This is a genomic window from Paenibacillus chibensis, assembly GCF_004001045.1.
Classification (GTDB): Bacteria; Bacillota; Bacilli; order Paenibacillales; family Paenibacillaceae; genus Paenibacillus_AQ; species Paenibacillus_AQ chibensis.
Map to the genome: position 1 here is coordinate 36,063 of NZ_BIMK01000038.1, position 12,632 is coordinate 48,694.

Consider the following 12,632-nt stretch of genomic DNA (forward strand, 5'->3'; position numbering starts at 1 on the left):
CTATTGCCCCCAAGTTTATTGAATGAATATTAACGTCCTCTCCGCTGCTACGAAGTGAATAAGATTCGGCCCCTCCGCATTGGGATGGGGAAAGGACAACAACAGCAGCCACCACTTCATATGGTGGCTGCTGCTTTATTTCGTTGTGGTTCGCGATTCAAGTGGAGTGTGTTTTAGGAAAGGCAATACGGATTTAATGAGCTGGATGGAATGAGATTCGGGAGTTTAGCGGCTAACAAACTTGGACATCGTTCGCTTCTCCATTTCATCCCAATAGGGAGTCGCGATATTGATATGTTTTTTCAGCTTTTTGAACGAATCGAACAAAGCGGCAATTTCACTGAAAGAACCATCTATCAATTTCATAAACGGCAAATTGTGAACGATGATTAGACCCATGTATGTGATCCGTCTATGCTTACGAACAAGGTTAACCTGACTGGCAGGAGTAATCGTGTAATTTAACTTCTCCAATAGTTGAAACCCCTCGTCCATAGCGGAAATGGCCTGGTTAAAGAGTTTCTTGTCCTTCGTTGCTTTCTTTAAATCGCCGTCGTAAAGATAACTAACCGAGTTCAAGGCAACGATCGTCACGATATGGCTTTTAAGCCATGCGTCGATATCCTCATGATAAGCTAATGTATACTTCACTTTCTTAAATGCGCTCTCTAGGATAGGCTTTATGGTGATCTCTCCGTCTAAGCTGCCTAATATCATTTGCCCGCCTCCGCGGATGCAGATCATGCGTCCGCTCTCCTCTCGGATTCCAGCGCTAATCTGAAAGCCGAAGATGACGTTTTTCTTTGCCTTACTTTTTTCTTGAATTTCGTTCTGCATCCCAAGGGCATCCGCATTGTTCCCAACGAGAACGATGTTGGAAGACCGATTCTCGGCTAGTATAGATAGAACGGATGGGAAATCATTGTATTTCATAACGACAAAAATGAGATCGTAGAGATCGTCGGCCGTAAGCTCTTGAATGACGTTTACTTCATCGACCGTGGTGCGACGCTGAAAATAATGTCGGATGACAAGCCCATTCGTCTTGAGTTGCACAGCTCTCTTGCCTCTTGCCAGCACGGTAACCTCATTCCCTCCGCGCACCAATACATGAGCAAGATAACTGCCCAGAACGCCCGCCCCGTAGACCAATATCCTCATCTTCACATCCCCTTTATTGAACATCTGTTGATTTTTGACCATTCATTGAATAAAGTAAGGATAGCAGTCACTCAAACCGGCAGCAATCGCTAGATTTACCGGTTTTGTTGGTTTTTCAACAGATGAATATGAATTGTTTAATAAAGGTGGACTCTTTCGTGGACAGAAGAATCAAAAAAAATCAAGCCGCCATAATGAATGCCTTAATGCAATTGATAGCGGAGAAAGAATTCGAGAAAATAACGATCAACGATATCGCAGAACGTGCCGACGTCAATCGAGGCACCGTGTATTCGCATTACTCGGACAAATACGATCTATTGGATAAGTGCATAGAAGCCCAACTGACTCATTTGATGGAAAGCTGTTACTCCCCGGATGCAACCGGAACTTTTCCGACGAAGACTCTCTTGCTCCATACGATTAAAGAAATCAAGCAAAACGCTCCATTATATAAGACCCTGTTGAGCATCAAAGACGTTTCTTCCTTCAGGATTCATCTGAACAGCATGATCAATAAACAGATCATGGAACAGATGGACGAAACCAATGTAAGCATAGATGACCTGAGCAAATCGATATTTGCGCAATTCATGAGTTCGGCGATCGTCGGTGTGATCGAGTGGTGGTTCAACCAATCCATGCCATGTTCTACGGAAGAATTGACGGACAGGTTATGGTCACTTCTGGAGATGAATCAGCTGATCCCATTGAAGACAAGTTAATCTGACTGCGAAGCGGTTGCTATCGAGGATTATGCTCCGACGAACCCTAATGGGTTCTCATCCCTCCGAGGAAATCAAAAAGCCACTCCGAAGAGTGGCTTTGTTACGTCCCAGGAGGGATTCGAACCCCCGACCGACGGCTTAGAAGGCCGTTGCTCTATCCAGCTGAGCTACTGGGACATGAAAAATTTCAAGCAAGAAATATCATAGCATATGGATAAAAATATTACAACAACAAATTAACACAATTAAATAAAAGCATAAGCAGCGCCTGCAAAATCAACGGAAACTGATTCAATCGGCCGATTCTTCATTAATGAATTTCATATCCGAAATCGAAATGTCAATCGAAATGTCGTTCGGTATGATGAAACGGTTTTATATATTATACGATAGAGCATGGTACATATGCAGGCTGTTTTTTTTCATGTGCGAAGAGGGTATGCTATAATCAACAAATTGAGATACCCGGACAGAAAGGAGGAATCCCCTATTAATGATTCCCATTCCCCAACGAAAGACAACATAGTCCTCTTTCCAAAGACACTCGACTTTTATCAAATTCAGCTGACGGTCATGCTGGAAAATGAACGATACGGGGAAGCGATGGATCTGCTGCGTTTTTTGCTGCAATGCCAGGGACAGGATCAGCGGCATTATGATGAATGGCAGGCGCTTTTGGAATGGCTGGAAGCCGCGTTTCCGCAGTACAACCGCGACAATAACGGGGAGGCTGCGGACGGAGAGCCGTGGGAGGCTGATGAGGAAGAGCCGGACGAAGATGAGATGAAGCGCAAGAACGTACAGGCCAAGCTCGCTGAAGACCGCCTTTATGCAGATAAGCTGCTCCAGACGGCCATGCAGGAGCCTCTCGGCGAGCAAAATTTGCTTGCGCTCGAGCAGCTGTCGTATTTGGAAGGCGCCGAGATCGACGAATCACTCGTCACGTGGCTTCAAAGCAAGCCGCTGCATCCGTTGCTGCAATTCCGGGTTCTGCAGGCACTGCGCAAGCGCGGCATGCAGGGGAACATCGAACTGATCCGCGGTCAGGAACGGGCGCGTATCGATATTGAATCCGTGCCGCTGAGCCCGGATGAGTTTCCGCCGCAAATCGGGCTGATTACCGAGCGGGTAGCCGGGCAGACGGAGGTTCAGGAGCCGACGCTGTACTATTTTGCGCAGGAGCTTTGGACGCAGTTTATCATGGCCATTTACGGCACGGATGATTATTTCTCCATTGTGGATGAAAATGACGAGACGATTGACATCTGGGCTGCGTCATTGCACCAGGTCGTTTCCGAAAGCCTTACAGGCAGCCGCAGCGATGAAGAGATCAGATATATGTACGGCGTGACGGACACCATGCGGTTTCGGTTCGAACAGGCTTACCGCACGATGAAGCAATTTGTTGCAGCAGGGACCAACGGTTAGAAAAAGTAGGAGGCTCTGCCTTAGACTTGCCACAGGGTTGCCCTTGAAAAAGGGTTCAATCTTGTTTATACTATAGTGGTTATTCTGTGCGTGTTAAACTCATGACCATGTGAAATATTTTTGGAGGGGAAGGCATAAAATGAAAGCAACCTGGGAAAAAATAGAGAAGAACCTTGGCGTTCTTGAAGTAGAAGTAGAGGCGGATCGTGTTACTGATGCGCTTAACAAAGCCTTTAATAAAGTTGTGAAAAAAGCGAGTGTACCTGGATTCCGTAAAGGTAAAGTACCTCGGCCGATTTTCGAGTCTCGCTATGGAGTAGAGGCTTTATACCAAGACGCCATCGATATTTTGCTTCCAGAGGTATATACAGAAGCTGTTGACCAAACGGATATTTTTCCTGTAGACCGTCCTGAAGTTGAAATCGATCAATTTGCAAAAGGACAAGCCTTCAAATTCAAAGCGAAAGTAACAGTTAAGCCAGAAGTTACTCTTGGCGAATACAAAGGCGTAGAAGTTCCTGCACAAAAAGTCGAAGTATCCGAAGAAGAAGTGAACGAAGAACTGAACCGCCTGCAAGAGCGTCATGCTGAACTGGCTGTCATCGACGAAGGCACAGCTCAAGACGGCGACATCGCTGTTATCGATTTTGACGGCTATGTGGACGGCGTTCCTTTCGAAGGCGGAAAAGCAGAGCGTTACTCGCTCGAGCTTGGAAGCGGCACGTTCATTCCTGGTTTCGAAGAACAGGTTGTCGGCTTGGCAACAGGCGACTTCAAGGATGTTGAAGTGACATTCCCTGAAACGTATCATGCTGAAGAGCTGGCGAACAAGCAAGCCATCTTCAAAGTGAAGGTTCACGAAATCAAACGCAAACAGCTGCCTGAGCTGGATGACGAATTTGCCAAAGACGTAAGTGAATTTGAAACACTGGCCGAATACAAAGAAGATCTGAAAAAAGAACTTCTGGTTCGCAAGGAACAAGAAGCGAAAGGCAAAAAAGAAGCTGCTGTCGTAGACAAAGTTTCCGAGAATGCCGAAATCGAAATTCCTCAAGCGATGATCGACAGCGAAATTCAAAACATGATGCGTGATTTTGACAACCGTCTGCGCAGCCAAGGCATGAACCTTGAAATGTTCCTGAGCTTCTCCGGACAAACGACTGCGGATCTGCAAGAGCAAATGAAGGATGACGCTGAAAAACGCGTTCGCAACAACCTGGTGCTCGAGCAAATCGCCAAAGAAGAGAACATCGAAGTAACCGAAGAAGACATCAACAAGGAACTCGAAACGATGGCAGAAGCCTACAAACGTTCCGCTGACGAAATTCGCAACATTTTGGCAGCTAACGGATCGCTTGCAAGCCTCCGTGATGAAATTTCCCTTCGCAAAACGGTTGAACTCCTCGTTGACAACAGCAAGGAAGTTGAAGTTGCCGAAGAGGCTGCTGAAACTGCAGAGTAATAACCGGAAGATTGTTGAATATTCCATTTGAGGCTTCGCATTGCAAAGCCGAACATAGGATACTATAGAGAGATAAGGCACGTATATTCCATTGCGTGCCTTATTTTTAACTGGGATTATCCATTTTATGCCTAAATAAAGTATAAAATGGATAAAACTTTCTTCCATACATAACCGATCTTGAAAAGTGTCGAGTTTCGATTAGGCTATATTTTACGGCCGGGTTCATACAATGTATTGCGGGGTATAAAGTGAAAAAATGACATCATGCTTTGAACATGTTAGAATAATGCTGTAAGGCGGATGAAATGCATCTTTAAATGGAAAAGAGGTTGGACACATGAGTCTGATACCTATGGTTGTAGAGCAAACGAGCCGGGGCGAGAGATCTTACGATATCTACTCCAGATTATTGAAGGATCGCATTATTTTTCTCAGCAGCGCGATCGACGATGATGTCGCCAATCTCGTCATAGCACAGTTATTGTTCCTTGCTGCGGAAGATCCGGAGAAGGATATTCATTTATATATCAATTCTCCTGGTGGTTCTGTTACGGCAGGGATGGGTATATACGATACAATGCAGTACATCAAACCGGATGTATCCACGATTTGCGTCGGCATGGCCGCGAGCATGGGCTCGCTGCTGTTAACGGCGGGTGCGCCGGGGAAACGTTTTGCGCTCCCGAGCAGCGAAGTGATGATTCACCAGCCGCTGGGCGGAGTTCAGGGGCAGGCGGCAGACATCCAGATCCATGCGAGCTGGATCATTAAGACGAGAGAAAAGCTCAATCAAATATACGTGGAACGCACAGGTCAGCCCCTTGAAAAAATTGAACGCGATACCGATCGTGACTTTTTCATGAGCGCGGAAGAAGCCAAGGCTTACGGCCTTATCGACCAGGTTCTGACTTCACCGATTAAATCTTAAAGGGGTGTTTACATGTTTAAATTTAACGATGAAAAAGGGCAGCTGAAATGCTCTTTTTGCGGGAAATCCCAAGAGCAAGTCCGCAAGCTTGTCGCGGGTCCCGGAGTTTATATATGCGATGAATGCATTGAGCTCTGCACGGAAATTGTAGAGGAAGAGCTCGGCCACGACGAAGAGCTGGATCTCAAAGACATTCCGAAACCGAAGGAAATCTGCGATATTCTCGATCAGTATGTCATTGGTCAGGAACAAGCGAAGAAATCCCTGTCCGTTGCCGTATATAACCACTACAAACGGATTAACACAGGCAGTAAAATAGAAGACGTCGAGCTGCAAAAGAGTAACATTTTGCTGCTGGGTCCTACCGGTTCCGGTAAGACGCTTCTGGCTCAAACCATGGCTAAAATCCTGAACGTGCCGTTTGCGATTGCGGATGCGACATCCCTGACGGAAGCCGGCTATGTCGGCGAAGACGTCGAGAACATTCTGCTGAAGCTGATCCAGGCAGCGGACTATGATGTGGAAAAAGCCGAACGCGGCATTATTTATATTGATGAAATTGATAAAGTGGCTCGCAAGTCCGAGAACCCGTCGATTACACGCGACGTATCCGGTGAAGGCGTGCAGCAAGCCCTGCTCAAAATTCTTGAAGGAACGGTTGCATCGGTTCCACCGCAAGGCGGCCGTAAGCATCCTCATCAGGAATTCATCCAAATCGATACGACGAACATCCTGTTCATCTGCGGCGGCGCCTTTGATGGTCTCGAGCAGATGATCAAACGCCGGATCGGTAAAAAAGTGATTGGATTTAACGCGATGGGCGAAAACCAGAAGGACCTGAAACCGGGCGAATACCTCGGCTTGGTGCTTCCGGAAGACCTGCTGAAATTCGGTCTGATTCCGGAATTCGTAGGACGTCTTCCCGTCATCTCCACGCTGGAGCCGCTTGATGAGAAGACGCTCGTACGCATTCTTTCCGAGCCGAAGAACGCCCTGACGAAGCAGTATCAGAAGCTGCTTGAAATGGATAACGTTGCGCTCAAATTCGAGCCGGAAGCTCTGGAAGCCATTGCGAGAGAAGCGATTAAGCGCAATACCGGCGCCCGCGGCCTTCGGGCGATCATCGAGGGCATCATGCTGGACGTGATGTATGAGGTTCCTTCCCGCGATGATATCAAGGACTGCGTCATTACGGAGCAGGTCGTGAAGGAAAAAATCGTGCCGGAATTAATCAGCAAGAAAGAAAATAAACAGGAAGAAAGCGCCTAAGCCTTTTTGGAAACGAAGGGCCGCTTTCGGAAATTCATTGCCGTCTCTCCACTTCCTTCCCGCTGGCCGCTAGGCTTTTCAGCGGGGTAGGGGTGGAGTCTTGGCGTTATGGGAGAGAACAAGATCATGTTTTTGAGACAAGACACAAGACCTGTTAAAGTCGGTAATTTGACGATCGGCGGAAGCAATGAAGTCATTATTCAAAGCATGTGTACCACGAAAACAGCGGACGTGGAGGCTACAGTTGCGGAAATTCTCCGTCTGGAGGAAGCGGGCTGCCAGATCGTCCGTGTAACGGTCAACAACAAGGAAGCTGCAGACGCGATCAAGGAAATCAAGAAACGGATTCATATTCCGCTTGTAGCGGATATCCATTTTAACTATCAGCTCGCGTTGAAGGCTATTGAGAATGGTATCGATAAAGTGCGTATCAATCCGGGGAACATCGGTAGCCGTGACAAGGTCGAAGCGGTTGTCAAAGCTTGTAAGGAGCGCGGAATTCCAATCCGGATCGGAGTGAATGCCGGCTCGCTGGAAAGCCATCTGCTTGAAAAATACGGATATCCTACGCCGGAAGCGATGGTCGAAAGTGCGCTGTATCATATCAACATTCTGGAGGAGCTGGACTTCCACGACATTATCGTATCGCTGAAAGCATCCGATGTGCCGATGGCCATCGAAGCTTACCGCCAAGCGGCTGAAGTCATTCCTTACCCGCTGCATCTGGGCATTACCGAATCCGGAACGCTCTTCTCAGGCACGATCAAAAGCTCGGCAGGCATCGGGGCGCTGCTGTCCATGGGCATTGGCAGCACGGTGCGGATTTCACTGAGCGCCGATCCGGTCGAAGAGATTAAGGTGGCGCGCGAGCTTCTGAAGACCTTCGGGCTCATCTCCAACGCGGCGACGCTGGTATCCTGCCCGACCTGCGGTCGTCTGGATATCGATCTGTTCTCGATTGCCAACGAAGTCGAAGAATATATTTCGAAGCTGAAAGTGCCGATCAAGGTATCGGTGCTGGGCTGTGCCGTCAACGGTCCGGGCGAAGCACGTGAAGCGGATATCGGCATTGCCGGCGGCCGCGGCGAAGGCTTGCTGTTCCGCTACGGGGAAATGATCCGCAAGGTGCCTGAAGCCGAAATGGTGGAGGAGCTCAAAAAAGAAATCGACTCGATCGTGAAAGTATATGAAGAAACCGGCACGATTCCGGGACGTAAGCATTAATCCATCCCAAGCAAGATCAAGCTGCATTCCTTTTCATTCGAAAGGGAGTGCGGCTTTTTTTTGTGCGATCCTGAAAAAGCTGCCCATAAATCGTGGCTTTAGCGTTTATGCGTGTGTGAAACGGCTATACTACCATGTATCAGGCCAACCCGTAGCAATACCTAAGTAGAGTTGAAGGGAAAACTGGCCGCATAAGAGAAACGGGAGGGTTTTGAAATGAACATAAGCATGATTATGATGTTGGTTCAATTTTTCTTTGCCGTCATTATCGGCATTTATTTTTGGAACTTGCTGCGCGGACAAAAAACGAATCGTACCGCGGTGGACCGGGAATCACGCAAGGAGATGGATAAACTGCGCAAGCTTCGCTCCATATCGCTGACCAAACCGCTTGCGGAGAAAACGAGACCGCAGTCTCTCCAGGATATCGTCGGCCAAAAGGATGGCCTGCGTGCATTGAAGGCGGCGCTGTGCAGCGGCAACCCGCAGCATGTGATCATCTATGGACCGCCGGGAGTGGGAAAAACGGCCGCGGCGCGCGTCGTGATGGAGGAAGCGAAACGGAATCCGGCTTCTCCGTTTAAAGCCGATGCCAAGTTCACGGAAATTGATGCCACGACGGCACGCTTTGACGAGCGCGGCATTGCCGATCCGCTCATTGGGTCCGTGCATGATCCGATTTATCAAGGGGCAGGCTCTATGGGAGTGGCGGGAATTCCCCAGCCGAAGCCGGGGGCGGTTACCAAAGCGCACGGCGGTATCTTGTTTGTGGATGAAATCGGTGAATTGCATCCGATTCAAATGAATAAGCTGTTAAAAGTATTGGAAGACCGTAAAGTTTTGCTCGAGAGCGCATACTACAATTCGGAGGATAATAATACTCCGGCGTATGTCCATGATATTTTCCAAAACGGTCTGCCCGCCGATTTCCGTCTGGTGGGCGCGACGACCCGTTCCCCGCAGGAACTGCCGCCGGCTCTGCGTTCCCGCTGCATGGAGATCTATTTCCGCCCGCTGCTTCCTGAAGAGATCGGACGCATTGCGGAGGACGCCATCCAGAAAATCGGACTTAAGCCTTGTCCGGAGGCCGTGGAAGTCGTGAAGCAGTATGCGACCAACGGTCGCGAAGCGGTCAATATCATTCAGTTGGCCGCGGGGCTTGCCTTGACGGAGAAAAGGGATTCGCTGGCCGCGTCCGACGTGGAGTGGGTGGCAAGCAGCAGTCAGCTTCAGCCGCGTCCGGAACGGAAAATTCCGGAGCATCCGCAAGTGGGGCTTGTCAACGGGTTAGCTGTGTATGGCCCGAACATGGGTACTCTGCTTGAAATTGAGGTGACGTCGGTGCCCGTGGCTGCCGGACAAGGGAAATACAATATTACGGGCGTGGTGGAGGAAGAGGAGATTGGCGGAAGCACAAGAACGCTGCGGCGCAAGAGCATGGCCAAAGGATCGGTTGAAAACGTACTGACCGTCCTTCGCTCCCTGGGACTTCAGCCCAGCGATTATGATCTTCACATCAATTTTCCCGGTGGTACCCCCATCGATGGACCGTCGGCAGGCATCGCCATGGCGACAGCCATCATGTCGGCGATTCGCGGCATCCCGGTAGACAACAGAATCGCCATGACCGGGGAAATCAGCATTCACGGCCGGGTGAAGCCGATTGGCGGCGTCATTGCCAAAGTGGAGGCGGCATTCCAGGCGGGCGCAACGACGGTAATCATTCCGAAGGAAAACTGGCAGACGCTGTTTGAGGATTTGGACGGACTGCGGGTTATTCCGGTGGAGAATGTGCAGGAAGTATTCATGCATGTATTTGGTACCGAGCTCAAGCCGGCGCACCATGTTTCGGTGCAGGAAGGGCTGGATGATGCACTGGAGAAGAGCGCGGCCCAGAAGCCCGAAATCTTCCCTTCCTCGCCTTCAGCTCCATTTTTACAGGCTAATTCAGGCCAGTCCGGGCAAGTCACCGATGCGGGGACATGTTAAAGCAGCTTAATTATTGGTGTTTTCTGTGAACATTTGCTAAAATATAACCGGATGTTATAACTTGAGAACGGCTGGAGGTGCGAAAGCGATGGGGCTTAGTAAAGCGAAAGGCCGCCGTTTTCCGTTATTGCCTTTGCGAGGCCTCCTAGTCTACCCGAGCATGGTGCTGCATCTCGATGTAGGCCGGGAGAAATCGGTCAAGGCTCTGGAAAAAGCGATGGTGGAAGATAACCTGATTCTCCTTTGTTCTCAATCCGAGGTGAACATAGAAGAACCGACGCAAGAAGATATTTTCCGGATTGGCACCGTTGCCAACGTGAGACAAATGCTCAAGCTACCAAACGGAACGATCCGTGTCCTGGTGGAAGGCATGGAGCGAGCCGAAATTATACAGTATACGGACAATGAGGAGTATTACGAAGTCCTTGCCCGCGAGCTGCATGAAGAGGACAGCGACAATCCTGAAGTGGATGCGCTGATGCGTACCGTCCTGAGCCAGTTTGAGCATTATATCAATTTATCCAAAAAGGTAACTCCCGAGACGCTCGCGGCGGTCTCTGACATTGAGGAGCCGGGGCGCTTGGCGGATGTCATAACCAGCCATTTGTCACTCAAAATCAAGGATAAGCAGGAGATACTCGAGACGGTCGATGTCGGCAAGCGTCTTGAAAAGCTGCTGGATATTCTGAATAATGAGCGCGAAGTGCTGGAGCTGGAGCGCAAGATTAATCAGCGCGTCAAAAAGCAGATGGAGAAAACCCAGAAGGAATACTATCTGCGCGAGCAAATGAAGGCGATCCAGAAAGAACTGGGCGAGAAAGAAGGCCGCGCCGGCGAAGTGGAAGAGCTGCGCGACCTGATGGATAAACAGGAGCTTCCGGAAAAGGTGAAGGAAAAGGTCGAGAAGGAAATCGACCGTTTGGAGAAGATGCCTGCCAGCTCTGCTGAGGGCGGCGTCATCCGCAACTATCTGGACTGGTTGCTGGCTCTTCCTTGGAACAACAAAACCGAAGATGACCTGGATATCCATAAAGCCGAACAGGTGTTGAACGAGGATCATTACAGCCTGGATAAACCGAAGGAGCGGGTACTCGAATATTTGGCCGTGCAGCAGCTGGTCAAAAAGATGAAGGGCCCGATTCTTTGCCTTGTTGGCCCTCCGGGCGTAGGTAAAACCTCGCTTGCGCGTTCCATCGCGAGATCGTTGAACCGGAAGTTCGTCCGCATATCGCTAGGCGGAGTGCGTGACGAAGCCGAGATCCGCGGTCACCGCCGCACCTATGTCGGTGCCATGCCGGGACGCATCATCCAGGGGATGAAGAATGCCGGGGCTATTAATCCGGTGTTCCTGCTTGACGAGATTGACAAAATGGCATCGGATTTCCGCGGCGATCCGTCTTCCGCCCTGCTTGAAGTATTGGATCCTGAACAAAACAACACCTTTAGCGATCACTTTATCGAAATACCGTTCGATCTGTCGCAAGTGATGTTTATTACGACGGCGAATGCGATTCATAACATACCGCGGCCGCTCCTGGATCGTATGGAAGTGCTCAACATCCCGGGTTATACGGAGCTGGAAAAGCTGCAGATCGCCAAGCGCTATTTGCTGCCAAAACAGAAACGCGAGCACGGCCTGCAGGATGAGCAGCTTCAGATCAGCGAGGATTCGCTGCTAAAAGTGGTTCGCGAATATACGCGCGAATCCGGTGTCCGCAATCTGGAACAGCAGGTGGCGGCGCTATGCCGCAAAGCGGCTAAGAAAATCGTATCGAATGAGTCGGAATCCATCGTGATCGAGCCGGACGATATCAAGGATTGCCTGGGAGCGCCGAAGTTCCGCCACGGTGTAGCCGACCTGGAGGATCAGATCGGTACGGTTACAGGCCTGGCATGGACAGAGGTTGGCGGCGAAACGCTCGTGATTGAGGTCACCGTCGTACCGGGGTCCGGGAAGCTGACGCTGACCGGCAAGCTGGGCGACGTAATGAAGGAGTCCGCGCAGGCTGCATTCAGCTATACCCGCAGCAAAGCGGCCGAGCTGGGCATCGCAACTGACTTCCATGAGAAGAACGATATCCATATCCATATTCCAGAAGGGGCCATTCCGAAAGACGGTCCTTCTGCCGGCATTACGATCGCCACGGCTCTTATATCGGCTCTTACCAAAAAGCATGTTTCCAAGGATGTGGCCATGACCGGGGAAATCACGCTGCGCGGCCGAGTACTTCCAATCGGCGGTCTGAAGGAAAAATCGCTTGCGGCACACCGCGCAGGCTACAAGAAAATATTGCTCCCGAAAGACAACGAGCGGGATCTGAAAGACATTCCCGACAGCGTCAGAAATGAAGTGGAGTTTGTTCCGGTATCCCATATGGATCAAGTGCTGAAACATGCGCTTGTGGAACAGGCGGGAGTGCATTAGAGAGGAACCATTGAC

General features: G+C 49.9%; 9 protein-coding genes and 1 tRNA gene. 8 read left to right on the forward strand and 2 right to left on the reverse strand.

Translation table 11 applies throughout. From position 1 onward, the window contains the following. Positions 1 to 225: 225 nt before the first annotated feature. Positions 226 to 1,203, reverse strand: a complete 978-nt coding sequence (locus tag PCH05_RS23190) for a ketopantoate reductase family protein (RefSeq protein WP_307719577.1) — start codon at positions 1,201 to 1,203, stop codon at positions 226 to 228. A gap of 116 nt (positions 1,204 to 1,319) precedes the next feature. On the opposite strand from PCH05_RS23190, the gene PCH05_RS23195 reads away from it, so the two are divergent. Beyond that, positions 1,320 to 1,886, forward strand: a complete 567-nt coding sequence (locus PCH05_RS23195; RefSeq protein ID WP_164766778.1) for a TetR/AcrR family transcriptional regulator — start codon at positions 1,320 to 1,322, stop codon at positions 1,884 to 1,886. Positions 1,887 to 1,992: 106 nt separating this feature from the next. Here PCH05_RS23195 and PCH05_RS23200 read toward each other — a convergent pair. After that, positions 1,993 to 2,066, reverse strand: a tRNA-Arg gene (locus PCH05_RS23200). 396 nt (positions 2,067 to 2,462) lie between these two features. On the opposite strand from PCH05_RS23200, the gene PCH05_RS23205 reads away from it, so the two are divergent. The 7 genes from PCH05_RS23205 to lon all read left to right on the forward strand — a co-directional run bounded on the left by PCH05_RS23205 (position 2,463) and on the right by lon (position 12,617). Next, entirely contained in the window at positions 2,463 to 3,317 is an 855-nt protein-coding gene (locus PCH05_RS23205) for a hypothetical protein (protein WP_127606383.1), read from the forward strand. A 139-nt stretch (positions 3,318 to 3,456) separates the two neighbouring features. After that, entirely contained in the window at positions 3,457 to 4,779 is a 1,323-nt protein-coding gene (gene tig, locus PCH05_RS23210) for a trigger factor (protein ID WP_127606385.1), read from the forward strand. A 340-nt stretch (positions 4,780 to 5,119) separates the two neighbouring features. Then, entirely contained in the window at positions 5,120 to 5,710 is a 591-nt protein-coding gene (clpP, locus tag PCH05_RS23215) for an ATP-dependent Clp endopeptidase proteolytic subunit ClpP (RefSeq protein WP_127606387.1), read from the forward strand. A gap of 12 nt (positions 5,711 to 5,722) precedes the next feature. Then, positions 5,723 to 6,979, forward strand: a complete 1,257-nt coding sequence (gene clpX / locus PCH05_RS23220) for an ATP-dependent protease ATP-binding subunit ClpX (RefSeq protein ID WP_127606389.1) — start codon at positions 5,723 to 5,725, stop codon at positions 6,977 to 6,979. A gap of 126 nt (positions 6,980 to 7,105) precedes the next feature. Next, positions 7,106 to 8,203: a flavodoxin-dependent (E)-4-hydroxy-3-methylbut-2-enyl-diphosphate synthase gene (gene ispG / locus PCH05_RS23225; RefSeq protein ID WP_127606391.1), complete on the forward strand. Its 1,098-nt coding sequence runs from the start codon at positions 7,106 to 7,108 to the stop codon at positions 8,201 to 8,203. A gap of 216 nt (positions 8,204 to 8,419) precedes the next feature. Next, positions 8,420 to 10,192, forward strand: coding sequence for an ATP-dependent protease LonB (gene lonB / locus PCH05_RS23230; RefSeq protein WP_127606393.1), 1,773 nt, complete (start codon positions 8,420 to 8,422; stop codon positions 10,190 to 10,192). 88 nt (positions 10,193 to 10,280) lie between these two features. Further along, the gene (gene lon, locus PCH05_RS23235; RefSeq protein WP_127606395.1) at positions 10,281 to 12,617 is read left to right on the forward strand and encodes an endopeptidase La; all 2,337 of its coding nucleotides are present in this window, start codon (positions 10,281 to 10,283) and stop codon (positions 12,615 to 12,617) included. The last annotated feature ends 15 nt before the right edge of the window (positions 12,618 to 12,632 follow it).